Origin of the sequence: Glaesserella australis, assembly GCF_003260095.1 — a bacterium.
Classification (GTDB): domain Bacteria; phylum Pseudomonadota; class Gammaproteobacteria; order Enterobacterales; family Pasteurellaceae; genus Glaesserella; species Glaesserella australis.
The window spans coordinates 24,951-49,275 of sequence record NZ_PTPX01000010.1 but is presented as its reverse complement, the minus strand read 5'-3'; the positions used below and the strand labels follow the sequence as shown (position 1 = coordinate 49,275).

Genomic DNA, 24,325 nt, shown 5'->3' with positions numbered 1-24,325 from the left:
AAAAAATAGTGGGATTTGTAAATGAAATGTAACTTTCTTAAAACCTAAACCACGGCGGTAATTTAAATTTTGCTTCGGCAAATAAATTCGGGGCGATAACGGTGTTTTTGCCTTGTTGAATTTGGAACACCAAGTGCGGTTGGCTAATGGAGAGATCTGTTGTGTTATCGGGATAGGTTAAGCCAACTTGTTCATCATTGCCGAGATAGTAAGTGCCATTCACGCCGTGATAAATCAAAGAGCGAATGCCATTTAACACTTCTTTAAAGGCTCGTGGCGATGTGCTGTGTTGCCAAGTATTTGCCAAAATATGCACTTGATCATAAGCCACACTCGCTTGAGAATAACTTGGCTGATGTCCGAAAAGTTGTTGATATTGTTGGCGAAATTGTTGCCCAACGTGGTTGGTACTTAACCCTGTGGTAGAAGCCCAAACAACACCTTCGCACAGTTGTTGGTGGGGCAATAAAACAGACGGTGCATAAATGCTATAAATAATGGCGTTAATCGGTTGCTGAAGAAATGCTTGGTGAAAAGCTAAAATATCTTCCGCAAAATAAGAAGCCAGCACTACAATTTCAGGCATCAGTTGATGAACCTGTTTCATTGCATAGCTGAATGTCTGATCAGATTTTTCCAATTCAACGACTTCTACCGACCATTTCAATGCCCTTGCCGCCAAGATCAACTGCTCGACCCCAATATCAATTTTTTGCCATTTGACATTGAAGATCAACAACTGCTTATTTTTCACCAACGTAGGATACTGTTGTTGATAACTTTGCAGAAAACGCATTATCCCCAAACCGTAATTGACATCACTAGCACAGACTTGAAAGATATTCTCTATTTTTTCTAAGGGCAGATGTTGCGCCAGTTTATTGGTGGTGCTGTGGGTAGCAATATGCAAATAAGGAATGCCTTGCATCGCCACTAACTCGTGAATTTCAGGGGAGTAACAAGCGTAGTTGGTTGAAATTGCATCAACTTCTTTATCAAAGAGCTGTTGATAGGCTTGGCGAATACTTTCACGGTCTTCCACACAAAAGCCAGCAGTTTCTAGCTGAAGCTCTCGCCCATTAATTCCCCCTTGCTGATTAATGGTTTCGACCGCTAACATTGAGCCGTTAAGTAGTTCTTGGGTATCAATCAATCCAATGCCCTGTTCAACATAAGGAATACCAATAGTAATCGGCTTAGTATGCTGGTGTTTAATAGAAAATGGATTTATTTTCGTGAAATTGTCACGCTTTTTAGCTAGTTGCTCAATCTCATAACTGGCAAGAATGGAATGGGTTAAACACCCCGGTGTAGGCAGACAGCAGAGATTTTCCGTCACAGCAAAGACTGCTAAAATAGTGCGGTTCTCAATTGCCGTTTTTTCAAAAAGATGTTGAACGTGTTTGGCAACGGTGCGTTCGCTGATATAAAGCTGTTCGGCAATTTCCCCATTGCTCAACCCACTGCTAATTAAGGTTAAAATCTCTAATTCTCGGTGGCTTAATTCAAAAGGCAAATCCGTTTGGGTAACTTGCAACAGGGTAAAATGTTGCTTATGACGTTGCAAACTCACCTTAAACCATAAGCTAATCTCTTGTTTATAATAGAAAAAAGTCAGGCTATCTCGCTTTGAATAGATCAACGCCTGAGCATAACGCACCACCTCCACAAAGGAAGCCAAATACTCCGCCCCTGTTGTATCTTCCCACTCTAAAACCACCGCTTGTGTATCCACAAGACAAGACCAGCTTGTTCTGCTATCCATTTCTCCCCCACTGACAAGTTGCCTAGCCTAGCAGAAAGCATCATAAAAGCCTTGATATGTATCAAAGTCTAAAAATGATATTTGGAATAGTGGATTTAATTTGAACAATCATACCGCTTGCGAACCAGTAAAAAGGGGCATTCGCCCCTTGCTCCCTAATTTGATAACAGTTTACTTTGTCCAAACGGTGGGGCGATAATCCACAGATGTTTTAACGGGATATTCTCCGTACCTGTTTGTAAGCAGTTTTGATAGCCATAACTGCCGTAGTTCTCGCTAGTGAAACATTTTCCGCTGTTTGGCTCGGTAAGAATAAATGCCCCTGTGTCTGTGGGAATAAGATTAAACAAGGTTTCAATTTGTGTGCAGGGCAAATTACCCCCGTCTTCGCCCACCAAACAACGATCTTCTTTATCAATCACTCTAAACTGTACAAAGCGACGATTTTTTACGATAGCATCGACCAATCTCCACTGCACTTCTTTTGGATCATTGCGGTCGTAACTACGATTTGAGACAGGTTCCCCTGTATTCAGACTGCGTAATGAAATAATCGGCGGTTTAATTTCAGCTACATCAGGATAGCTTGATGGCGTTGGGGTCGGTGCTGGTGGTATCGGCGGTGTAGCCAACACAGACGAACAAAAGCCAATTGCTATAAGCAAGGTAAAACGCTTTAACATAGATCCCCCTTAACGTTTCTTCACAAAGCTCACAGGAAAATGATCGGAGGTAATCTGCGATCTCATTTGGTTAAACATAATACTGGCACTGACGGTGGTATTTTGTGTCGTTTGATCGGCATTATGCAACACAGCATAATCTAATACACTGCCCGAACGGTGTGTCGGCTCGGTCGGGGCGACAATCAAAGTGGCATTACGCAAACTCGCTTCGCTGTCTAATGCCTCTTGCATTCTGCCCGGTGAACGATTGAAATCCCCCACAGCCATCCAGCTAATATGCCGTCTCTCTGGCGTATTAAAGAATGTATGGATATTCTGAATAAGACTTAGGGAATCCGCCCCACCTGATGAAAGCGCGTGAATGCTGAAAAAGGCATCGTTGTCGATCCGAATGCCAATCGCAGGGCGCGAGGTGAGTACACTAGAACCCGAGTTGATCACAAACACTTCGCTTGCCATTCGGCGTGCAATAATGGCTAAATTGACCCGATTTGCCCCAACGTCAAGGCGAGAATAGTAGATATAGACATTATTCGGTCTGGAAGTCGTACCTAAATTCCAAATGTATTCATCAATCGGAAAGCCCACCCCTTCAGGCTGAACCATTCGGCGAGTATGTACCGCTGTAGCAGGCAATGTCCCTGCTTCTTGCACCATTAAAATTCCTGCAGCTTGAGGGCCTGTAAGCAATTGACGGACGTTGATGTTCCATTTGCTCTCATTAATCGCAGAAGATCCTTGCAAATTCCAAGTGGCAACGGTGTAATTTTCTAAATTTGCCCAAGCCATTTGGGAAGCGAAACAGCAAAGTAGTGCGATTATTTTATGAAATCGTTTCATTTTTCCCCCTATTTTAACGGACTTGCATTGAGCAACGGCGGTGTGAGATAAAAGGTTTGATCGTGCAACGGCGTAATTTTTTTATCATCACAACGATCTAAGGTGAGCGTAAAATAGCCTGTGGTACTGACCGCATTGTAGGTTAAACAACGCTGTTGCGAGACGCTTTTAATGAAAACCGCCCCCGTTGATGTCGGCAGTAGCTCAAAGTCTTGATCGAGATTATTCGGATCGCAGCTATCTTGAATAACGCCATTGCCATAGGCTTGCATACAAGATCCCATCTGCTGATTAGTAAAGCGAAAATGCTCTTGACGGAAACTGCGTTCAATCCGCCAGTTGCGAAGTTTTCCAAAATCTTGTGAACTCAACGGCGGGTACATCCAAAGCCAACTACGACGATCTACCGACCACATCGTGATCACTGCTCCATTTTGCCCCATAATGCTGATAAAATCCTTAAACTCAGGCATACCTGAACTTAATAATAACAGCCTCGGTTTCGTTTGCTGTATGGTTGGCGGCGTTGGATTGAGTGTTTCTTCAAACAGTTCTTGATCAGATTTCTCAAAATGACAACTGGTAAGAGGGATGATAGAAAGCGTGAGTAAAATAAGTTGAATTCGCTTTTTCATTGCTATCTCCTTAATAACTAAAAACGAATAATTTATGTTCAAATGTCAATTTAAGTCAATAAAATTTACAAAAAAGTAAATTTATGATTAATATATATCTGAAATGAATTTAAATTAAACAATCATACCGCTTAATCTTGCTTAATTTTCAGTTCATCACTACAATCTTTTTATTTTTGGACCCCTAGCCTGTTTTCCTAAGTCGGACGATATGGAAACTGTGCCTGTAATCGATTAATTACGCAAGATTACACAGGGATAGCAGAGAAATCGGCTATCCTCTCACGCTTAGAAAGGTGTCAAATGCAAATCCCGATTAAGAATGTTGGGAACGAGTTCGAGCAAAGTTTGGTCGACCGTTTTCAGCGTCAATACACTTATTTACGGCTGTCGATTACCGATGTCTGTAACTTTCGTTGTAACTATTGCTTGCCCGATGGTTATCAACCACCGTCGCACAAGCAAACCTTTCTAAAAGTCGATGAAATTCAACGTGTTGCCAGAGCTTTTGCCAATCTTGGCACGGAAAAAATTCGTATTACGGGCGGTGAACCAACATTACGCAAGGATTTTTTGGAAATTGCTCATACCCTGTCGCAAACAGCAGGTATTCGCCAAGTGGCTTTAACCACCAACGGTTATCGTATGGAGCGAGATGTGGCACTTTGGCAACAAGCTGGGATTACGAACCTAAATGTGAGCGTGGATAGCCTTGACCCACGTCAATTTCAGCTGATTACAGGGGAAAATAAACTCGGCACGATCTTAAACGGAATCGACCGAGCCTTTGAAATCGGCTATAAAAAAGTCAAAGTGAATGCGGTTCTGATGAAACAGTACACCGCCAAAGGCTTGGACGATTTTCTGCGTTGGATTAAAGATCGTCCTATTCAAATGCGGTTTATTGAACTGATGGAAACGGGCGAGATGGATAGCTTTTTCCAACAGCAACATCTTTCAGGGCAGACAATTTTGGATCGTTTAACCAAAGAAGGTTGGCAGTTGCAACCCAAAGCGATGTCAGACGGCCCAGCGAAAGTGTTAGCCCACCCTGATTATCAGGGGGAAATCGGCTTGATTATGCCTTATGAGAAGAATTTTTGCTCAAGTTGTAACCGCTTGCGTATCTCGGCGTTAGGCAAATTGCATTTGTGCCTATTCGGCGAAGAAGGCATTGATATACGAGATTTATTGCAATCGGACGAACAGCAACTCCAGTTAGAAACCAGATTAAAATCCGCCCTGCAAGGCAAGCGCGAACATCACTATTTACATATTGGGGATAGTGGGGTAAGGAATAATTTGGCGTCGATTGGGGGCTAATCCGTAGGGACACACTGCGTGTGTCCGCCCAATCTAATTTTGCGTAAAGATGATATTTAACGGACACACGCAGTGTGTCCCTACATCTGATTATATTTCAAACAGAGAACACAATGAACAACACCTTCACCCACATAAACCAAAACGGCGAAGCCAATATGGTCGATGTTTCTGCGAAACAAGATACCGTTCGCGAAGCACGTGCCGAAGCCTTTGTTAGAATGAACCCTGAAACCCTGCAAATGATTATTTCGGGCAATCACCACAAAGGCGATGTATTTGCCACTGCTCGTATCGCCGGTATTCAAGCGGCGAAATGCACTTGGGAGCTTATTCCGCTTTGCCACCCGTTACTGCTTTCCAAAGTGGAAGTGCAGCTTGAAGCCTTGCCTGAAACAAACCAAGTCCGTATTGAAAGCCTGTGTAAACTCTCGGGTAAAACAGGCGTGGAAATGGAAGCCTTGACGGCAGCAAGCGTGGCGGCACTGACAATTTACGATATGTGTAAAGCGGTGCAGAAAGATATGGTGATTGAACAGGTGCGTTTGTTAAGCAAAAGCGGTGGGAAATCGGGCGATTTTATCGTTTCAAAATAAGGAAAATGAATGATTAAAGTACTCTTTTTCGCCCAAACCCGTGAATTAGTGGGCGTAGATAGTTTAGAGATAAAGGCAGAATTTGCGACCGCAGAGCAACTTCGCCAACATCTGTCCGAACGTGGCGACAAATGGGCGTTAGCCTTGCAAGCAGGAAAATTGTTGGTTGCGATTAACCAAACCATTTCGCCATTATCCGCCGAAATCAAAGACGGCGATGAAGTGGCGTTCTTTCCGCCTGTGACTGGGGGCTAAATGCAGCAGACGTTAATTCGAGTTCAGCAAGATCCCTTCGATCAAAATGCGATCTACCAATGGTTGAGCGAACAGCATTCCGTTGGAGCCACGACCTTATTTGTCGGAAAGGTGCGTGAAATGAATTTGGGCGATAGCGTATCGGGTTTATATTTGGAACACTACCCTGCAATGACCGAAAAAGCGTTGCAAGAGATTGTTGATGAAGCCCGTAGCCGTTGGGAATTGCAACGTGTGGCGGTAATCCACCGTATCGGACAACTTTACACCGGCGATGAAATCGTGTTGGTCGGCGTTAGCTCGGCTCATCGTGGCAATGCCTACCACGCCAATGAATTTATTATGGACTACCTCAAAACCAAAGCACCTTTTTGGAAACGTGAAACCACAAACCAAGGTGAGCGTTGGATTGAAGGGCGTGAAAGCGATCAACAAGCAGCAGATAAGTGGTAACAAGCGGTCTGATTTAAGGAATTTTTTGCAAAATGAATTTATATATCGATTTACAAATTGCTAGCGAAAACAGCGAAGGTTTACCAACAGAAACCCAATTTCAGCACTGGGTGGATAAAGCCTTATCAATGGAAGCCAAAACAGCGGATTACCCTGAAACTGAAATCACCATTCGGATTGTCGATGAAGCGGAAAGTCACGATTTAAACTTAACTTATCGTGGCAAAGATAAACCGACCAACGTGCTTTCTTTCCCCTTTGAAGTGCCTGAAGGGATTGAATTACCGCTGTTGGGCGATTTGATTATTTGTCGTCAAGTTGTTGAAAAAGAAGCGGAAGAACAGCAAAAACCGCTTGAAGCCCATTGGGCACATCTCGCCATTCACGGCACTTTGCATCTTCTCGGCTACGACCATTTAACCGATGAAGAAGCGGAAGAAATGGAAAGTTTGGAAACAGAAATTATGCAAGCGTTGGGGTTTGAAGATCCTTATCTTGCCGAAAAAACAATTGAAGAATAATGCGTCATCTCGCTATCATCGACCACTTTCCTGAAGTAAATCATTTGTCTTGTGGGGGGATTTATCTCCCCAATCAAACTGTCGCCATTCCATTTTCTAATGCTAAAACATTACTCGGTCAAGAGTTCCCCTATACGATTTACGATATGCGGGCAAAGGGCGGCATTTGTTTTAATTTGGATGCATTTGCGATTGTGGCTGGGACGATTCAAGAAAATGGCACGCTCTATTTGCTTTGTCCTGAATGGGAAAACCTAGAACAGCAGTTGGATTTTGATGCATTACGTTGGAATGCTCAACAACCAATAGCGACACCGAATTTTTATCGTTATTTTAAAGGATTGGTTGAGCAGTTTGGCTTTTTGCAAATGAAAAATCGTAGGATGGGTCTTGACCCATCACCTATCGATTTGGATTTAAATGGTGGGTCAAGACCCACCCTACAAATGCAAAATATCTTTAATAACCTACCGCTTGATCCTGCAGATATTCATTTTATTCTTGCACCCCGTGGGCGTGGGAAATCGACTTTATCGGGCAAATTAGCCGAACAGATTTCTAAGACAGCTTCTGTATTAATTACAGCGAGAAGCCACTCTGCCCTACCTAATTTTTGGAAAGGGATAAAAAGCGACAATGTCACGTTTTTTTCTCCTGATCGCTTAATCCAGATGATCGAACAGCAGAATATCTCCCCAAAACAATGGCTGTTTATTGATGAAGCCGCAAGTTTGCCTTTGCCGATGTTGCAACACTTTTGTGACTATTTTGAGAAAGTAGTATTGACTACCACGACCCAAAATTACGAAGGCACAGGGCATGGTTTTTGTCTCAAATTTTTGCCGAGATTAAGTCGCTCTACAAAGCAGTGGGAATTGAGTAAGCCGTTAAGGTGGGGGGAGAATGATTTGCTTGAAACCTTTGTTAGTAAGTTATTGTTATTAGAAGATCTCCCCCTCTCAGCCTTCGGCAGCTCCCCCCGCAAGCAGGGGGAGCAAGATTGGCGCATTGCATTTTATCAACTTCTTGCTCAAGCCCATTATAAAACCACGCCGACAGATTTACGTCGTCTGTTTGATGCACCTAATCAGCACTATTTTGATATTACCGAAGGAAATCAATTGATTGCTGGAGCGTGGGGAGTAAATGAAGGCGAATTAGATAACGAATTAACCCAAGCGATTTGGCGTGGTGAGCGTCGTCCGCAAGGGAGTTTGGTGGCGCAATATCTCTGTTTTCAAGGGAATTTACCCGAAGCCTGTCTATTAAAATCGGTGCGGATTTCACGAATTGCAGTACAGCCTGAATATCAGCAACAAGGCTACGGCAAGCGGTTAGTTTCGCAAATTATTTTGCAAATCTCACCGCTTGTAGATTTTGTATCTGTAAGTTTTGGCATGTCTAAAGAATTATTACATTTTTGGCAATCTTGTGGATTTAAACTTGTTCAAATTACTCCAACGGCTGAAGCTAGTAGTGGTTATCCTAGTGCGATGATGCTCTACCCAACATCGATACCAGGCAGAACTTTTGTAGAAAAAGCACATAAACAATTTCAACGAGATTATCCCTTATTCCAAAATAATGAAGGAGAATTATCACTAGATCAGCAAGATCTAAACAATCTCCATGGTTTTGCTCATACTCAACGTACTTTTATAGCCTGTTACGTTAGCCTAAAGCGCCTTTATTTTATGTACCCAAAAGAACTAAATTTATTAAGAGACATTTTTACAACGCCATTGGATAAATCTACTACACATCAAAAGGCTTGGATTCAACAACTTCGTCAGATTGTTCAAAACTTAGACTTACACAAAGTTCATTAAAGTAATCGTTTGCGATTTTGTGAATGCGATCACATTCTTTTGCTTATTTTTGGAGTAAAATTTCAGTCAGTTGCTCACAAAGTGACAATTTAAACTTAATCCAAAAAAATCCAGATAGGAGCTGATTATGAAAAAAACAGTATTAAGTGCAGTTGCATTAGCTGTAGGTTTAGGTGCAATCGCATCAACAGCACAAGCGGCAGATCGCATTGGTGTAACAATCTATAAATATGATGACAACTTTATGTCATTAATGCGCCAAGAGATTGAAAAAGAAGCTAAAGCAGTGGGTGGCGTTGATTTATTAATGAATGACTCACAAAATGCACAATCAATCCAAAACGACCAAGTTGATGTATTAATTTCAAAAGGCGTTAAAGCGTTAGCAATCAACTTAGTAGACCCTTCTGCAGCTCCAACCATTATTGGTAAAGCAAAACCTGAAGGTATTCCTGTTGTATTCTTTAACAAAGATCCAGGTGATAAAGCTATTGGTAGCTATGACAAAGCATACTATGTTGGTACAAACCCACAAGAGTCTGGCGTAATCCAAGGTGAATTAATTGCGAAACACTGGAAAGCAAACCCGGCTTATGACTTAAACAAAGACGGTAAAATCCAATACGTGATGTTAAAAGGTGAACCAGGTCACCCAGATGCTGAAGCACGTACCAAATACTCTGTTGAACAATTAAACAAACTAGGTGTTCAGACAGAAGAACTCTTTGTTGACACAGGTATGTGGGATGCAGCACTTGCAAAAGATAAAGTAGATGCATGGTTATCAAGCTCAAAAGCAAATAGCATTGAAGTGGTTATCGCAAATAACGATGGCATGGCAATGGGTGCATTAGAAGCGGCAAAAGCACACGGTAAAAAATTACCTATCTTTGGTGTAGATGCATTACCTGAAGTGCTTCAATTAATCCAAAAAGGTGAAATTGCTGGTACTGTATTAAATGACGGTGTGAACCAAGGTAAAGCAGTAGTTCATCTTTCTAAAAACCTAGCTGCTGAAAAAGCACCTGCTGAAGGTACTAAATGGGAATTGAAAGAGAAAGTATTACGTATTCCTTATGTCGGCGTGGATAAAGATAACCTTTCTGAATTCTTAAAATAATAATTTGTTGTAGTGTGGGGAGGGAAACCTCCCCTATTTTATATGAGGTTGGATATGACAGAACACACTCCGCAACACAGCGAAATTCTTCTTACGATGAAGAATGTCAGTAAATCCTTTCCCGGTGTAAAAGCATTAGATAACGCTAATTTGACCGTTCGCTCCCATTCTGTACATGCATTAATGGGCGAAAATGGTGCTGGTAAATCAACTTTACTAAAATGCTTATTTGGTATTTATGCTAAAGATGAAGGTGAAATTCTCTTTTTAAATAAACCGGTTAATTTCAAAACCTCTAAAGAAGCCTTAGAGAATGGAATTTCAATGGTTCACCAAGAATTAAACCTTGTCCGTCAACGTAATGTGATGGATAACCTTTGGCTTGGTCGTTATCCACTGAAAGGATTTTTTGTCGATCATGCAAAGATGTATCGAGATACTAAAGCGATCTTTGATGAGTTAGACATCAACATCGATCCGAAAGAGAAAGTGGCAAATTTATCTGTATCACAAATGCAGATGATCGAAATTGCTAAAGCGTTCTCTTACAATGCCAAAATCGTGATTATGGATGAACCGACCTCTTCTCTCTCGGAAAAAGAAGTTGAACATTTATTCAAAATTATTGAAAAACTGAAAAATCGTGGTTGTGGAATTATCTATATTTCACACAAAATGGACGAAATTTTCAAAATTTGTGATGAAATTACTATCTTGCGTGATGGTAAATGGATCAATACTGTTCCTGTTAAAGAAACGACGATGGATGGCATTGTCTCTATGATGGTTGGACGTGAGTTAACACAACGTTTCCCACCAAAAACGAATACACCGAAAGAAGTGATTTTAGAAGTGAAAAATCTCACGGCAAAAAATCAACCTTCTATTCAAGATATTAACTTTGAATTACGCAAAGGTGAAATTTTAGGTATTGCAGGTTTAGTAGGAGCAAAACGTACCGATATTGTTGAAACAATCTTTGGCGTACGTGAACGCAAAGAAGGCTCTGTGAAGTTACATGGAAAAGAAATGGCAAATCGTACCGCTTTAGAAGCGATTAATAACGGTTTTGCCCTTGTAACCGAAGAGCGCCGTTCAACAGGTATCTATGCAAATTTAAGCATTGAATTTAACTCGTTGATTTCAAATATGAAATCTTATCTCGGCTCTTTTGGCTTACTCAGTAGTACCAAAATGAAAAGCGATACACAGTGGGTTATTGATTCAATGAATGTAAAAACACCATCCCATAAAACCAATATTGGTTCGCTCTCTGGTGGTAACCAACAAAAAGTGGTTATCGGACGTTGGTTATTAACCCAACCAGAGATTTTGATGCTTGATGAGCCAACTCGTGGTATCGATATTGGTGCAAAATATGAGATTTATCAGCTCATTATGCAACTTGCTCAAAAAGATAAAGGGATCATTATGATTTCATCGGAAATGCCTGAATTACTTGGGGTTACAGACCGTATTTTAGTCATGAGTAATGGTAAAGTTGCAGGTATTGTTGAAACAGCAAAAACTTCACAAGAAGAAATTTTGCAACTTGCTGCGAAATATTTATAAAAAGGAAGTGAATTATGTCTAGTCTCACTCAAACTAAATCATTAGATTTTCTTAAACAAAATGCGATTTACTTCGTATTATTAGTTTTATTAATCATCATCATCGCTCAAGATCCGAGCTTCTTGAGCTTACGTAACTTTAGTAACATTTTAACCCAATCATCTGTCCGCTTGATCATCGCATTAGGGGTAGCTGGTTTACTTGTCTCACAAGGGACGGACTTATCTGCAGGTCGCCAAGTTGGTTTAGCGGCGGTTGTGGCAGCGACAATGCTACAAGCAATGGATAATATGAACCGTGTGTTCCCAAATTTAGGCGAAATTCCTATTCCAGTGGTAATTTTAACCGTTTGTGCTATCGGTGCGGTTATCGGTTTGGTAAATGGTTTGGTCATTGCTTATCTAAACGTAACGCCGTTTATTGCGACAATGGGTACGATGATTATCGTCTACGGTATCAACTCGCTCTACTATGATGCGGTAGGTTCATCACCGATTGCAGGCTTTAATGAAAGCTTCTCTACCTTTGCACAAGGTTTCTTCCAAATCGGCACCTTTAGACTATCCTATATCACTATTTACGCAGCAATTGCTTCTATCCTAGTCTGGATTATGTGGAACAAAACTCGCTTTGGTAAAAATATCTTCGCTATCGGTGGTAACCCAGAAGCTGCGAAAGTATCAGGCGTAAACGTGGCGCGTAACCTTGTGGTTATCTATATGATCGCTGGTATCTTTTACGCATTCGGTGGTATGTTAGAAGCAGGTCGTATCGGTAGTGCAACTAACAACTTAGGCTTTATGTATGAGTTAGATGCGATTGCCGCTTGCGTGGTGGGTGGTGTGTCTTTCGCAGGTGGTGTGGGTACAGTTATCGGTGTAGTAACTGGGGTATTAATCTTCACCGTTATTAACTACGGCTTAACCTATATCGGCGTAAACCCATACTGGCAATACATCATCAAAGGTAGCATTATCATCTTTGCGGTAGCGATTGACTCGCTCAAATATGCGAAGAAAAAATAAATAATTCATTGATTACTTTAAGGGCTGATTTCAATCATTATATCGAATTCAGCCCTTTTAATTTAGATAAAGGCTAGGTCAGAATATGAGTTACTATGAACAAGACACAAAAAGAATTGAGCAGCTTGCTTGTGATTTATTCAATCAGATAGGCATTAAATGTTTTCTAAATAATTTAGAATCTATAACTGATGTAGACATAAAAACAGAAAACGATTTTAAAATTGATGTCCAGTTTTCAAAAAATTTTGATCGTTATGGTGACTACAGGCTAGATATTATTTCAGCCTATAAATCAGATAGCCTAGGTCAGGCAGGTTATCTAAATCAAAATAAGCCAATCTACAAGTATGATGCAAACCTACGATTTATCGAAAACTTTGATAAGAAATTTAATGTCAAGACAACAAAACCAGGCAAGATTTTCCAAAATGGCTATTTAGATGCCTTGATCATTTTCTTTTATAATGGAAGTGTTATACACAAAGATGATAGTAATCTAAATAAAATATTAATAATTAGAAAAGATGATCTCATCAACTTCTTAAAAAATAATAAAGAATTTCTCTTTGAAAAAATCAAATTAAATAATAAACAAGGCAATGGATTAGCTGATGTACACGGTTCTGCGTTTATCCCGATAAATGCAGAATATCTAGTCAAACAGACCGGTTGTATTTTTACAACATTAAATGACTTTTTATCAGAAGGTCCTAATATCCAGAAATACCTATTTTCAAATAGATTATCTTAAAAAATTATTCCGACTATATTACTTTGAACCACCACTCTTCTGATGGTGGTTCTTTTATCTATTTAAGAATTTAGTTATCACTAATATGATGAATATATAGATTAACTGAGCCACTAAACCTTCCCAAGATGAATAAAAACCGATCGCCGTCACATTTGGCACGCCATCAATAATATGACGAGGGAGAATTTGCGTGAGTTGCAACGCCTGAATACTTACCCCTAGAATCTTAAACCCTAAGCCGTAAATCAGTAGCGTCATCACTTTAAACAGATGATGAATCGGTAATTTATGTGAAAAACGATTCATCGCCCACGCCATTACCGCAAGTAAAATTAACGCAAACAGAATGCCGAGCAAGAAATCCTGCATTGTCATCATCGGGAGCATTCCAGCGTAAAACAAGATGGTTTCCGCCCCTTCACGAAAAACAGAGAGAAAACTTAACGCCAACATTGAAAATAGGCTACCCGTGGCAAGAGCCTGAGCCACCTGTTTGTTGATAAAGTTTTGCCAGCCTTTGAGTGAAGATTTACTATGTAGCCACGCTCCAACAAACAGCATCATTAACACAGCGACAATGCCGACCACACCTTCTAAAATTTCACGGTTTGTCCCCGCTGAAATGGCAGGGAACAGCAGTTGTAAAGCAACCGCTCCCGCAATGCTTGCTAATACGCCCAAACCTGCCCCAGCATAAACCCAACGTTTCGCTTGTGGTTGGCGAGCAACGGTTAAAGTCGTGAGTAATGCCATAATGATCAGCAAGGCTTCTGTGCCTTCACGCAATAAGATCAGCATCGCATCGACAATGCCGTAGCTAGACGCTAAATCAAGCTGTTGCAGATCGTCTAATAAGGTTCTAAAGTGAGCCAAATTATCGGCTTGATTGCCTTTGACCAAAATCACAGGCAGATCACTTTCTACTCGATTATACAAAGCCCCATCACGCGTTCGTACTTCACCTTCAAATACCGCCCATTGTTGAATAAACAGGGTAATATCCGCTTGCCCTTGCGATACTTGATTGTCGCTAAAGGCTTGATAACTTTTTTCAAGTAACTTAATGCCTTCTTGCAAGGTGGTTGGAGCATTGGCTGAAGCAGCTTGCGGTTGTAGCTGTTTGCCTGATTTAAAATCTGCTAAAGATTCGCCTAATTTAACCGCTTGTGTTTGCATTTCGGCAAAGTTAGCGGGTTCAGACAACATCGCAATGCGTAACAAAGTCATTGCCGTTTCAATCTGTCCGTAATGACCTAAACTGGTTTCTCGCACGATTTTTTCATTAAGTGTCCACGTCTGATTAAAACGTTTGTAGCCTTGCTGTACCGCTTCTAAATCCTGTTGTTGCACCGCTTGCAATAGCTTTTGATAAACGGGCATAACACGTTTGGCAAATTGTTGCCGTTTTTGCTCGTAATCGACAGGATTTTGCTCTTTCTCAAAGGCATATAAGGCTTTTGAAAGTTGCTCGAAATTGTCGAGATTTGGTTCAGAAATTGCAAAATTTAACGCAGAACTGACCGCTTGCCCTGCTTGCGAATTGTGGCTTGGAATTGCCACAAATTCTTGCTGTAAAGCGGTCAAATAAGGTTGAGATTTTGCAGCTTCACCCCTTTTCACTTCCGCCATGGCATCGGATAAATGCACAAATAGATGGCTGGTTTCCACTTTGGCGTAAGCCGAACTCAATAACGAAAAGCTCAGCATGACACTGAGCATAAATGTAAAGAAAGTATGGCTAAACTTGTTCAAACAAGACTTTACCCAAGTAATCCTGTTCATCTTTAACTCCAGCAAAGCAGGCAAATAATCCACTGCCAATATGGGTAATGTATTCATTCATTTTGTCGATATTGCCAAGGCTGTTTTGAATCGTGATAAATTGTTGTGGATCTTTTTGGAACGAGATAAACAACAAACCGGCGTCAAATTGCCCCGTTTTTGGATCAACACCGCTAGCATAAGAGAAAGAACGGCGTAGCATTTGTAAGCCTGTTTTCTTCGCTAAATGTAAGTGCGAAATTTCAGGGATAACAGGCTTGCCTTTTTCATCTTTTTGCTCAAGATTGACCGTATCAAACTCTTTTTTCATTCCGATGGGTGCACCCGAATCGCGATGGCGACCGAAAGTCTCTTCTTGCCCCATTAAGTTGGTTCTGTCCCACGTTTCCAAATGCATTTGAATACGACGAGCGACTAAAAATGTGCCGTTTTTCAACCAGTTATCATCTTGATACCAAACGGTTTCATCTAAAGCTTTACCTTGCGGATTGCCCGTGCCGTCTTTAAAACCGAACAGATTGCGTGGGGTGTCGCCCCCTTCAAAGGAGTTAAAACCCGCTTGGCTCCAACGCATTGTGATATTCGCCCTTGCCACACGCACCAAATTACGCACGGCGTGGAAAGCAACTTGCGGATCGTCTGCACAGGCTTGAATGCAAATATCGCCACCCGTGTAATGCTCTTTCAGCTGATCACGTGGAAAGTGCGGTAAATCTTTAAGTTGTTTTGGCTTGAGCTGACTAATGCCAAGTTTATCGAAGAAAGAAGCGGTTACGCCAAAGGTTAAAGTGAGATTGTAAGGGTTTAAACTATCCGCTTCGCCCGTATCCGTTGGCGGCACATAAGCATTTTCAGGGTAAGCTTTGACATTTTGCCCTTGAGTGAGTTTGGCACTATATTCTGTCCACGTTTTGAACATCTCTTTGATGCTATTGAGATCGGTGGTGTGAAGATCTAACACCATAAAGTAGATCTGTTTTTGAGCAGGAGTGGCAATGCCTTGTTGATGTGTGCCGTAAAATGGATAGAGATTTTTGATTTTTGGGGTTGCTCGTGGCTCCAAAGCAAAGGCGGTGCTAGCCATTAAGCCAGCACCGATTAATGTTGCTTGTTTTAGGAAATCACGACGAGCAGCATGGTTAGTTCCGCTCATAATTTATCCTTTTATTTACCAAGAAGAATACCCATTTGAGCTAATGGCTCACCTAATTTGTTTACCGCTTCCGCTAAGGCTTTGATTTCCTTATCGGTTAAGGTGTTGTAAGGTACATAGTCATAACCCTCTTTCGCTTTGTTATGTTTCGCTAATAACGCATTCACATCTTGGAAACGAGCGGCGATTTCTTTCGCCAATTTAGCGTCTTTTTGCTCTAATTTGGCTTTGAAGATCTCATAGATTTTTTCCGCCCCTTCAATATTGGCTTTGAAATCGTAAAGGTCAGTTTTAGAGAAAATCTCTTCTTCGCCAGTGACTTTGGTGGTTGAAACTTCATTTAACAAATCCACCGCCCCCGTAATCATCAATTCAGGAGTGACTTCTGCCGTTGGGATTTTCGCACGCAGTTCTTTTACATCTTTTACAAGCTGATCAGCAGTTGATTCTGTGCCTTTGGTGGTATTTTGTTCCCAAAGCACTTTTTCAATTTTGTGGAAGCCCGACCAATCTTTCTCTGTTTTACCTTCTTCTGCAACATCTGCAAGACGCGCATCAATGCGTGGGTCTAAATCGCCAAAGCTTTCTGCAATCGGCTCTGAACGCTCAAAATACATACGTGCAAGCGGGTAGATTTGCTTCGCATTTTGCACATCGCCCGCTTTTAAATAGCCAACAAATTTTTCAGTATCTGCGACAAGTTGGTCGATTTGTCCAACCACAAACTCTTTATAAGTTTGAGTTTCTTTTGATAAATCTGTTGCAAACACAGATGTAGCAACAAATAAACTCGAAATCGCAATCGTAAGAGATTTTAAACGCATAGAAGGCTCCTAATTTGTTTATCTATAATTAATCGAAAACATGTAAATACAACTTATTCTCAAAAAAAAGAATAGAGATATTATTTCACTTTTGCAATCATATTTACCAAAAAATCATCGCAATGCCCTTTTTTTCGACAGTTAATTTTGTTTTATAAAATAAATATTTGACACTAATTTAGAAATCAGTAAAATGCACCACGTTTTCAACGACAACTCAAATGCGGGAATAGCTCAGTTGGTAGAGCACGACCTTGCCAAGGTCGGGGTCGCGAGTTCGAGCCTCGTTTCCCGCTCCAATTTTCATATCTAAGGCGCGTTAGCAAAGCGGTTATGCACTGGATTGCAAATCCATGTAGCTCGGTTCGACTCCGGGACGCGCCTCCATAATTTCAATCTACTAAGTACTTTTAAATAAGTAGAACTGTCAATTTTTTATTACTATTCTATTCGGATAACCATTCAAAACTTTACTGTTTGTTTAATAAAAAATCACAATTTCTTTTAAGTCATTTCCTACAAATTGCACTCGCCTATTTATTCAGCATTTAAATGCGAATTTAATTGGCTTTTGCCAACTAGATCACATCTTTAGAGATAAGCGTTTGACGATCTTTACATAGCTTTTTATAGTACACGCCTTTCCTAAACAAAAATGAATTTTGTGAGGTAGTATGTCAATATCATTTTTTGCACGTCCATTATTTTGGGTGTTTTTTGCTTTATTGGGATTTTTAATTCTTCCTTCTAAAGCGTTGGATTATGGATTATTCGAGTCCACATCAGATGAAATCTGGCAAGCAATGGGTTGGTCTAGCACTAACTTAAGCTGGGCTTGGTTTTTCCCTTTACTTATCTATTTAATACCAAATAAAGAGAACAGTCGATCTCGTGCGATCTTAGAGCTGGTCGGCGTTGCGGCTATATTCTTATTTGTCTTTATTTCAGCCATTATTGGTAAAATTAGTCTTGGCTATTCGGTGATGTTCTTGATTGTGGCACTCGTCGCTTTAGCAACCAATGCGTTGGCAAATCTTAAAGTGATGCAAGGAGATCGCTTTATTATTGCCTCTTTAATCAGCATTATCCTGTTAATTTTCTTCTTTATCGTCTATCCGACCATTGCGATTTTTATCTCAATGTTTTATGACGGCAGTGAGTTTGTACCAAGCCAAGTATTCACCATTTTACAACAGCCTTATATCGTTCGAGTGATTGGAAACTCATTAAGTGTTGCAGGGACTGTTGGTGTACTTTCAACGTTATTTGGCTTGGCATTTGCTTTATATACCACCCGAATTGCTAAACGCACCGCATTTATTGGGAAAATTTTCTCTATTTTACCTATCGTCACCCCGCCGTTTGTAGTCGGTTTGGGCGTAACTTTAATGCTTGGGCGTTCTGGTTATGTGACTGCTTTTTTAGTTGAATACCTTGGCTTTAGTAGTAACTGGCTTTATGGTTTCACAGGGATTGTTATTGCCCATACTTTAGCACTCACGCCAATGGCATTTATGATTTTAGAAGGGGCATTGAAATCGATTCACCCGTCTGTCGAAGAAGCAGCTTATACCTTGCGTTCTAATCGCTATCAAGCCTTTTTCTATATCATTTTCCCACTGCTTAAACCTGCTTTAGCGAATGCGTTTTTAGTTGTAGCAATTCAATCTTTAGCCGACTTCAGTACGCCATTAGTGTTAGGCGGTAGCTTTGATGTGATTGCAACCCAAATTTATTTCTATATTGCAGGTTCGCAGTTAGATTATGCCTCTGCAAGTACCTTAGGTACCATTCTACTTGTCTTCTCTTTAGCAATTTTTGTGATTCAATATTTATGGATTGGTAACCGCTCTTATGTCACTGTTTCAGGTAAATCTTATCGTGGTGATGTGCAAGACTTACCAAGCGGTATGAAATGGCTCATTATTTGCACATTAGGCTTTTGGGTGGTGTTCAACTTTGTCCTTTACGGCAGTATTTTCTACGGTAGTTTTACGGTGAACTGGGGCGTAGATTACACCTTAACACTCAACAACTACATTAACCTATTCGGACAAGGATTTAGCGATGGCGCTTGGCCTTCACTGATTCAAACAGTTATTTTTGCCGCCAGCGCCGCCCCAATTACTGCGCTATTTGGTTTGTTGATTGCTTATGTGACGGTACGCCGTAATTTTAAAGGCAAAAAAACGCTCGAGTTTTTAACCCTACTCTGCTTTGCGGTACCGGGTACGGTTGCAGGGGTTTCTTATATTCTTGCTTTCAACAATGCGCCAATTTACCTAACTGGCACGGGCATTATCATCGTGTTATCTATGGTGATGCGTAATATGCCTGTTGGAATGCGGGCGGCAATCGCAGGTCTAGGGCAGTTAGATAAATCCTTAGATGAAGCATCTCTGTCGCTTAAAGCAGGCTCTTTTAAAACGATTTTCTTCATCGTTTTACCGCTATTAAAACCTGCCTTATTATCGGCATTAGTCACCAGTTTCGTGCGAGCGATGACAACGGTGAGCGCAATCGTCTTCCTTGTTACTGCAGATACTCGTGTAGCAACGTCCTATATTTTAAACCGTGTCGAAGATGGCGAATATGGTATTGCGATTGCTTACGGGTCGATTTTAATTGTCGTGATGATGGCGATTATCTTTATTTTTGACTGGCTAGTTGGCGACACACGCATTGCCCGTTCAAAAGCGAAAAAAATGAATTAAGGAGAGCAAAATGGAACAACAAAATGATTTTTTAGTATTAAAAAATGTGACTAAATCGTTTGGTAAAGCAACGGTTATTGATAATTTAAACCTGTCGATTAAAAAAGGCACCATGGTTACTCTGCTCGGTCCTTCTGGCTGTGGTAAAACGACAGTATTGCGCTTAGTGGCAGGGTTAGAAAACCCCACTTCAGGGCAAATTTTTATTGATGGCGAAGATGTCACACACAATTCTATTCAACAACGTGACATCTGTATTGTGTTCCAGTCCTATGCCCTTTTCCCGCATATGTCGATTGGCGATAACGTAGGCTATGGATTAAAAATGCAAGGCGTACCAAAGGCAGAACGTGAACAGCGTATCAAAGAAGCCTTAGAATTAGTGGATTTAGCAGGTTTTGAAGATCGCTATGTCGATCAAATCTCAGGCGGTCAGCAACAACGTGTTGCCCTTGCTCGTGCCTTGATTCTCAAACCTAAAGTGCTGTTATTTGATGAACCATTAAGTAACTTAGATGCAAATTTACGTCGCTCAATGCGTGAAAAGATTCGTGAATTACAACAACGTTTAAACATTACATCACTTTATGTTACCCACGACCAAAGCGAAGCCTTTGCGGTGTCAGATCAAGTGATTGTGATGGATAAAGGCGTTATCCGCCAACAAGATACCGCAAAAAATCTCTATTTACAGCCAAATTCCCTATTCCTAGCAAACTTTATGGGGGAATCCACCATTCTGGCTGGCAAACGTGATAACGATACCATCCACATTGGCGATTTCAGCTTTAACCTTGAAAATGCTGCACGTTTTAATGTGCCGAATGGCGATTGCCTCGTTGGTATTCGCCCAGAAGGGATTCGTCTGCTTACAGAAGGGTCCCCTGCTCAGCGTTGTGAAATCAAGCACGCTATTTATATGGGTAATCACTGGGAAGTAACGGCACTATGGCAAGGCAATGAAGTGATGATTAATCTAAACCCTGAAGATTATGATGAAACGCAACAGCACTGCTACGTGGAAATTAAAAATAAAGGGGTGTTCCTTTTAAATCCATAAAGTAATACAAGCGGGTAGATTCGACGTATTTTTTGCAAATCTGTCATTCAATCTACCCGCTTGCATTTAATGATTAGAATAACTCTTTCGCTTCTTTCACTAACGCATCAGAAACGGTAATACCTAACACTTTTGCGGTTTGCTGATTAATGGATAGTTCCATTTTGCTTACATCGTGCGTTGCAATGCTACCAGCTTTTTCACCACGTAACACTCGAGCTGCCACTTTGCCTGTTTCTGCGCCAATGTCATATTGATTTACCGCATACGCCGCTAATGCACCACGTTTTACTGTATCTCTATCTGCGGCAATCACAGGGATTTTCGCTTCAAGTGCCGCTTTGTGTAACGCTTCATAGGCAGAAACCACCGCATTATCTTCAGAGATATAAATCGCCTGAACTTTACCATTTAAGCTACGAGCCGCCGTGCCAATATCTGCACTACGTTGTACCGCTACAGGCACGACTTTGATATTTGCCTGTTTTGCTGTCGCTTCAAGTTCTTCAAGTACGATGGTTGAATTGACTTCGCCTGCACTATACACATAGCCCACGGCTTTTAATTCAGGCACAAGGCTTTGAATTAATTTAAGTTGTGGTTCAATCGGTTTGTGATCTGAAATACCTGTCACGTTTGTACCACTTGGCTCCCAAGATTTCACTAATTTTGCCGCAACAGGATCGGTTACTCCTGAGAAGACAATCGGAATAGAACGCGTTGCCGCCACCACAGGTTGCGCACTTGGTGTGGTAATTGGAATAATAATATCTGCTTTATCGCCAACAAATTTGCGTGCAATTTGAGCAGCTGTGGCGGTACTGCCTTGCGCTGATTGGAAGTCAATTTTGATATTTTTGCCTTCAACAAAACCTTCACGGGCTAATTCTTCAATCACGCCTTGTCGAATAGTATCAAGGGCAGGGTGTTCTACAATCGCAGTAATGGCGACATGATGTACTTTATCTTGTGCAAAGCCGTTGAGTGAAAATGCGGTTAATGCGGTGAGTAATAATGTTTTGCTGAATTTCATAGAATTTTCCTTAAATGTGAATTTGTATCTTTGTACTATTAAAATAGTACAATATATATAAAAATACTTAATCCGTTAGGGAAAAGCAAGGGGATTTTTATGTATTAAAAGAAAAGAACACACAAGCGGTCAGTTTATAATCAAGATTTGCAAAATCTACGGATAAACTGACCGCTTGTATGAAAAGAATAAGGTTATTCTACTTGAAATAGGAATGGATTGATCGCACTACGCGCCAAGCCTTTTTGCTCCATTTCGGCATCTAAGAATAGGGTGCCTAAATCATCAGCAATCGGCTCAACATGCGGATCTTTATCTTGATACATGACTTTAAGATAACTCTCACAGTCGCCGCAACTTTCTGCTTTCACAGCGGCATCCATGCTGTCTAAGCTCCAGTAATCCAATTTACCTGTTTGTTCGCAGTTACTGCATTTCGCACGCACCATATTCCATTCACTTTCACATAATGAACAGTGTAAATAGCGTAAGCCTTGTGCTTCACCAAAATGAATCACGCTTGCTACTGGTGCAGAATTACACACTGGGCACGTATGACGTTCTTCACCTTCTGCACGGGTATTACGTGGTAGCTGTTGGGTTAATTGTACCCAGTAAAGTGATAATACCGCCCAAAGGAAAACGGCTTTATCTGCCCCTACATCTTCATAACGCTCATTGAGTAAGTGATCGGCAAGGGTTTCTAACTCTGCACTTGATGCTTTCTCAAGCCATTCTAATGTTGCTAATACCGTATCCGATGCATAAGGTTTAAATTTTTCAATAAACGCTAAAAGTAACTGCTGCCACTCTGCTGAACGTTTAAAGCGTTTTGGATCTAACGGTTTAATCCCTTCATTTGCTTCTAGGTAAGCGGTCAGATCTTTTGAAATATTTGCAATCGGCTGATTTTGAAGAAGATCAAGCTGAACTTCTACGATATTTGCCACAAACTCAAGATAATCGCCAAATGGATTATTTTCTGCTAACTGGCGTAAGCGTTTTGCTCGGCGAGCATATAAATTTTTAGGGTTTGCATATAACAGATCAGGATGCTGAAATGAACTAGCAACTTTTTGAATTTCATCTTGTGGAAGGATTCGAATACTCATACGATTTCTCTAGTGGTAATTAATTTAGTGAGAATTTTACCGCACTTTATCCAAAATTTGTTAAAAAGTTGTAGCAAAAAAACTCCCCCAAATTAAGGGGGAGTTCTGCAGACAAATGCTATTGTGCTAATTTAACTTCGTTAACCCATTTATCAATCAAACGCTTACGCTCCTCATTTGAACCATATTTTTCAAAGTCGTAGTTGATTAAATTCAGTTTTGTAGGGTCAAGTGAATATGGAGAAGGTTCTGCAGTGGTATTTGTTAATACTTGGAAAGCTTCACCTTTTTGCCATGAAAGTTCTTGTGCTTCTTTAGATAATGCCCAATCCACGAAAAGTTTTGCGTTATCTAAGTTTCTTGCGCCATGTAAAATACTCACACCGCCTAATTCATAGCCAGTACCATCTGTTGGTGCAACAATTTCAAGATTAGCCCCATTTTTCTTTTCAGTTGAATAATCATGTAAGAAGCCGATACCAATCGCGGTTTCACCACGAGCTGCATTTCGTGACGGTGTAATGCCTGATTTAGTATATTGTGAGATATTTTTATGAAGTTGTTTGAAATATGCAAATGCTTTCTCTTCTCCCCATAGTTGAACAAAAGTCGCAATCGCTGTATAAGCTGTGCCAGAACTTTGTGGATCTGCAATTTGAATTTCACCTGCTAAACGAGGATCAAGCAACTCTTCCCATGTCGTTGGAACTTTCTCAATCCCTAATTTCTTCAATCGATCTAAATTCACGCCAAAACCTAAAATCCCCATGTAAATGGCAGAAGTATAGTTTCCTTTAACTTTTGCAGGATCACGGAATTTTTCCATGATTTGAGAAAGATTTGGTGATTGATAAGGCTGGAGCAGTCCCATTTCACCTGCTTGCGATTGAGGATCTAATGTACCACCATACCAAACATCCGCTTGTGGGTTTCCTTTTTCTGCTTCAACTTTAGCTAACGTACTTCCTGAGCCATTACGAATAAAAGAGACTTTAACATCATATTTTTCACCAAATGCTTTGGTTTCTTGCTCACAAAATAAGTTTGTTGCACTACAATAAACAACTAAACGTCCTTCCGCCTGAGCAGTAGATGAAACTGCTGCGCCCAAAAGTAATGTAGAAAGTAAATAAGAGAGTTTTTTTAGTTTCATTACATCATCCTTCTATGAATAAAAGTAGATGCAATATAACGAGATTTTAAGATGAATACTGTGACCTGATTCACAAATAAGAAAAAACGGTGAGTTTTTGTAAATTTTTTATGCAAA

Annotated in this window: 22 protein-coding genes, 2 tRNA genes and 1 riboswitch; of the genes, 14 read left to right on the top strand and 10 right to left on the bottom strand. The window is 40.7% G+C overall.

The features are described from left to right. Window positions 1-37 precede the first annotated feature (37 nt). The 4 genes from C5N92_RS05095 to C5N92_RS05080 all read right to left on the bottom strand — a co-directional run bounded on the left by C5N92_RS05095 (window position 38) and on the right by C5N92_RS05080 (window position 3,926). Complete coding sequence (locus C5N92_RS05095) at window positions 38-1,765, bottom strand: LuxR C-terminal-related transcriptional regulator (RefSeq protein ID WP_111749781.1); 1,728 nt, start codon at window positions 1,763-1,765, stop codon at window positions 38-40. A 155-nt stretch (window positions 1,766-1,920) separates the two neighbouring features. Next, window positions 1,921-2,448 carry an RICIN domain-containing protein gene (locus C5N92_RS05090; protein WP_111749780.1) on the bottom strand — a complete coding sequence of 176 codons (528 nt, stop codon included), beginning with the start codon at window positions 2,446-2,448 and terminating at the stop codon, window positions 1,921-1,923. Between the two features lie 9 nt (window positions 2,449-2,457). Further along, the gene (locus tag C5N92_RS05085; protein WP_111749779.1) at window positions 2,458-3,291 is read right to left on the bottom strand and encodes a cytolethal distending toxin subunit B family protein; all 834 of its coding nucleotides are present in this window, start codon (window positions 3,289-3,291) and stop codon (window positions 2,458-2,460) included. Between the two features lie 8 nt (window positions 3,292-3,299). Then, window positions 3,300-3,926, bottom strand: a complete 627-nt coding sequence (locus C5N92_RS05080) for a cytolethal distending toxin subunit A/C (protein WP_111749778.1) — start codon at window positions 3,924-3,926, stop codon at window positions 3,300-3,302. A gap of 169 nt (window positions 3,927-4,095) precedes the next feature. After that, window positions 4,096-4,241, top strand: a riboswitch (molybdenum cofactor riboswitch). Between C5N92_RS05080 and moaA the strand changes: the two genes are divergently transcribed. The 10 genes from moaA (at window position 4,230) to C5N92_RS05030 (ending at window position 13,374) form a co-directional block, all read left to right on the top strand. Beyond that, window positions 4,230-5,249 (top strand): GTP 3',8-cyclase MoaA, encoded by a 1,020-nt coding sequence (moaA, locus tag C5N92_RS05075; protein WP_111749777.1) that lies wholly within the window; start codon window positions 4,230-4,232, stop codon window positions 5,247-5,249. It overlaps the preceding riboswitch by 12 nt. Window positions 5,250-5,362: 113 nt before the next feature. Beyond that, window positions 5,363-5,845 (top strand): cyclic pyranopterin monophosphate synthase MoaC, encoded by a 483-nt coding sequence (gene moaC / locus C5N92_RS05070; RefSeq protein ID WP_111749776.1) that lies wholly within the window; start codon window positions 5,363-5,365, stop codon window positions 5,843-5,845. 9 nt (window positions 5,846-5,854) lie between these two features. Then, complete coding sequence (gene moaD, locus C5N92_RS05065) at window positions 5,855-6,100, top strand: molybdopterin synthase sulfur carrier subunit (protein WP_111749775.1); 246 nt, start codon at window positions 5,855-5,857, stop codon at window positions 6,098-6,100. Next, window positions 6,101-6,553, top strand: coding sequence for a molybdopterin synthase catalytic subunit MoaE (gene moaE / locus C5N92_RS05060; RefSeq protein WP_111749774.1), 453 nt, complete (start codon window positions 6,101-6,103; stop codon window positions 6,551-6,553). A 32-nt stretch (window positions 6,554-6,585) separates the two neighbouring features. Continuing rightward, window positions 6,586-7,074 (top strand): rRNA maturation RNase YbeY, encoded by a 489-nt coding sequence (gene ybeY / locus C5N92_RS05055; protein ID WP_111749773.1) that lies wholly within the window; start codon window positions 6,586-6,588, stop codon window positions 7,072-7,074. After that, a complete protein-coding gene (locus C5N92_RS05050; protein WP_111749772.1) occupies window positions 7,074-8,903 on the top strand; it encodes a GNAT family N-acetyltransferase in 1,830 nt (609 codons plus the stop codon). The genes ybeY and C5N92_RS05050 overlap by 1 nt, the downstream gene beginning before the upstream one ends. 127 nt (window positions 8,904-9,030) lie before the next feature. Continuing rightward, window positions 9,031-10,023, top strand: a complete 993-nt coding sequence (mglB, locus tag C5N92_RS05045) for a galactose/glucose ABC transporter substrate-binding protein MglB (RefSeq protein ID WP_111749771.1) — start codon at window positions 9,031-9,033, stop codon at window positions 10,021-10,023. Between the two features lie 54 nt (window positions 10,024-10,077). Further along, a complete protein-coding gene (gene mglA / locus C5N92_RS05040) occupies window positions 10,078-11,595 on the top strand; it encodes a galactose/methyl galactoside ABC transporter ATP-binding protein MglA (RefSeq protein ID WP_111749770.1) in 1,518 nt (505 codons plus the stop codon). A gap of 14 nt (window positions 11,596-11,609) precedes the next feature. Continuing rightward, complete coding sequence (mglC, locus tag C5N92_RS05035) at window positions 11,610-12,620, top strand: galactose/methyl galactoside ABC transporter permease MglC (protein WP_111749769.1); 1,011 nt, start codon at window positions 11,610-11,612, stop codon at window positions 12,618-12,620. An 85-nt stretch (window positions 12,621-12,705) separates the two neighbouring features. After that, window positions 12,706-13,374 carry a hypothetical protein gene (locus C5N92_RS05030; RefSeq protein WP_111749768.1) on the top strand — a complete coding sequence of 223 codons (669 nt, stop codon included), beginning with the start codon at window positions 12,706-12,708 and terminating at the stop codon, window positions 13,372-13,374. Between the two features lie 54 nt (window positions 13,375-13,428). Here the strand turns inward: C5N92_RS05030 and C5N92_RS05025 are convergent, their stop codons facing one another. From C5N92_RS05025 to efeO, 3 genes are read right to left on the bottom strand one after another with little or no spacing between them, the layout of a single operon-like run. Beyond that, the gene (locus C5N92_RS05025) at window positions 13,429-15,159 is read right to left on the bottom strand and encodes an FTR1 family iron permease (protein WP_111749767.1); all 1,731 of its coding nucleotides are present in this window, start codon (window positions 15,157-15,159) and stop codon (window positions 13,429-13,431) included. After that, window positions 15,116-16,312 carry an iron uptake transporter deferrochelatase/peroxidase subunit gene (gene efeB / locus C5N92_RS05020; protein ID WP_111749766.1) on the bottom strand — a complete coding sequence of 399 codons (1,197 nt, stop codon included), beginning with the start codon at window positions 16,310-16,312 and terminating at the stop codon, window positions 15,116-15,118. The genes C5N92_RS05025 and efeB overlap by 44 nt, the downstream gene beginning before the upstream one ends. 11 nt (window positions 16,313-16,323) lie before the next feature. Next, window positions 16,324-17,136, bottom strand: a complete 813-nt coding sequence (efeO, locus tag C5N92_RS05015) for an iron uptake system protein EfeO (RefSeq protein ID WP_111749765.1) — start codon at window positions 17,134-17,136, stop codon at window positions 16,324-16,326. A gap of 223 nt (window positions 17,137-17,359) precedes the next feature. On the opposite strand from efeO, the gene C5N92_RS05010 reads away from it, so the two are divergent. The 4 genes from C5N92_RS05010 (at window position 17,360) to fbpC (ending at window position 20,910) form a co-directional block, all read left to right on the top strand. After that, a tRNA-Gly gene (locus C5N92_RS05010) sits at window positions 17,360-17,435 on the top strand. 14 nt (window positions 17,436-17,449) lie between these two features. Then, a tRNA-Cys gene (locus C5N92_RS05005) sits at window positions 17,450-17,523 on the top strand. A 287-nt stretch (window positions 17,524-17,810) separates the two neighbouring features. Then, window positions 17,811-19,850, top strand: a complete 2,040-nt coding sequence (locus C5N92_RS05000) for an ABC transporter permease (RefSeq protein ID WP_111749764.1) — start codon at window positions 17,811-17,813, stop codon at window positions 19,848-19,850. A 10-nt stretch (window positions 19,851-19,860) separates the two neighbouring features. Next, window positions 19,861-20,910, top strand: a complete 1,050-nt coding sequence (gene fbpC, locus C5N92_RS04995; RefSeq protein WP_111749763.1) for a ferric ABC transporter ATP-binding protein — start codon at window positions 19,861-19,863, stop codon at window positions 20,908-20,910. 73 nt (window positions 20,911-20,983) lie between these two features. Here fbpC and C5N92_RS04990 read toward each other — a convergent pair whose 3' ends face one another. The 3 genes from C5N92_RS04990 to C5N92_RS04980 form a co-directional block, all read right to left on the bottom strand. Beyond that, window positions 20,984-21,943 carry an ABC transporter substrate-binding protein gene (locus C5N92_RS04990; RefSeq protein WP_111749762.1) on the bottom strand — a complete coding sequence of 320 codons (960 nt, stop codon included), beginning with the start codon at window positions 21,941-21,943 and terminating at the stop codon, window positions 20,984-20,986. A 194-nt stretch (window positions 21,944-22,137) separates the two neighbouring features. Next, window positions 22,138-23,055 (bottom strand): formate dehydrogenase accessory protein FdhE, encoded by a 918-nt coding sequence (gene fdhE / locus C5N92_RS04985; protein ID WP_111749761.1) that lies wholly within the window; start codon window positions 23,053-23,055, stop codon window positions 22,138-22,140. Between the two features lie 118 nt (window positions 23,056-23,173). After that, entirely contained in the window at window positions 23,174-24,208 is a 1,035-nt protein-coding gene (locus C5N92_RS04980; protein ID WP_111749760.1) for an ABC transporter substrate-binding protein, read from the bottom strand. Window positions 24,209-24,325 lie beyond the last annotated feature (117 nt).

Coding starts and splice junctions, on each gene's coding strand:
- C5N92_RS05085 (WP_111749779.1), bottom strand. CDS start 3,291: ATGAAACGATTTCATAAAATAATCGCACTACTTTGCTGTTTCGCTTCC.
- C5N92_RS04990 (WP_111749762.1), bottom strand. CDS start 21,943: ATGAAATTCAGCAAAACATTATTACTCACCGCATTAACCGCATTTTCA.
- C5N92_RS04980 (WP_111749760.1), bottom strand. CDS start 24,208: ATGAAACTAAAAAAACTCTCTTATTTACTTTCTACATTACTTTTGGGC.
- moaC (WP_111749776.1), top strand. CDS start 5,363: ATGAACAACACCTTCACCCACATAAACCAAAACGGCGAAGCCAATATG.
- mglA (WP_111749770.1), top strand. CDS start 10,078: ATGACAGAACACACTCCGCAACACAGCGAAATTCTTCTTACGATGAAG.
- moaE (WP_111749774.1), top strand. CDS start 6,101: ATGCAGCAGACGTTAATTCGAGTTCAGCAAGATCCCTTCGATCAAAAT.
- mglB (WP_111749771.1), top strand. CDS start 9,031: ATGAAAAAAACAGTATTAAGTGCAGTTGCATTAGCTGTAGGTTTAGGT.
- efeO (WP_111749765.1), bottom strand. CDS start 17,136: ATGCGTTTAAAATCTCTTACGATTGCGATTTCGAGTTTATTTGTTGCT.
- fdhE (WP_111749761.1), bottom strand. CDS start 23,055: ATGAGTATTCGAATCCTTCCACAAGATGAAATTCAAAAAGTTGCTAGT.
- C5N92_RS05000 (WP_111749764.1), top strand. CDS start 17,811: ATGTCAATATCATTTTTTGCACGTCCATTATTTTGGGTGTTTTTTGCT.
- moaD (WP_111749775.1), top strand. CDS start 5,855: ATGATTAAAGTACTCTTTTTCGCCCAAACCCGTGAATTAGTGGGCGTA.
- moaA (WP_111749777.1), top strand. CDS start 4,230: ATGCAAATCCCGATTAAGAATGTTGGGAACGAGTTCGAGCAAAGTTTG.
- ybeY (WP_111749773.1), top strand. CDS start 6,586: ATGAATTTATATATCGATTTACAAATTGCTAGCGAAAACAGCGAAGGT.
- C5N92_RS05095 (WP_111749781.1), bottom strand. CDS start 1,765: ATGGATAGCAGAACAAGCTGGTCTTGTCTTGTGGATACACAAGCGGTG.
- efeB (WP_111749766.1), bottom strand. CDS start 16,312: ATGAGCGGAACTAACCATGCTGCTCGTCGTGATTTCCTAAAACAAGCA.
- mglC (WP_111749769.1), top strand. CDS start 11,610: ATGTCTAGTCTCACTCAAACTAAATCATTAGATTTTCTTAAACAAAAT.
- C5N92_RS05030 (WP_111749768.1), top strand. CDS start 12,706: ATGAGTTACTATGAACAAGACACAAAAAGAATTGAGCAGCTTGCTTGT.
- C5N92_RS05050 (WP_111749772.1), top strand. CDS start 7,074: ATGCGTCATCTCGCTATCATCGACCACTTTCCTGAAGTAAATCATTTG.
- C5N92_RS05090 (WP_111749780.1), bottom strand. CDS start 2,448: ATGTTAAAGCGTTTTACCTTGCTTATAGCAATTGGCTTTTGTTCGTCT.
- C5N92_RS05025 (WP_111749767.1), bottom strand. CDS start 15,159: ATGAACAGGATTACTTGGGTAAAGTCTTGTTTGAACAAGTTTAGCCAT.
- fbpC (WP_111749763.1), top strand. CDS start 19,861: ATGGAACAACAAAATGATTTTTTAGTATTAAAAAATGTGACTAAATCG.
- C5N92_RS05080 (WP_111749778.1), bottom strand. CDS start 3,926: ATGAAAAAGCGAATTCAACTTATTTTACTCACGCTTTCTATCATCCCT.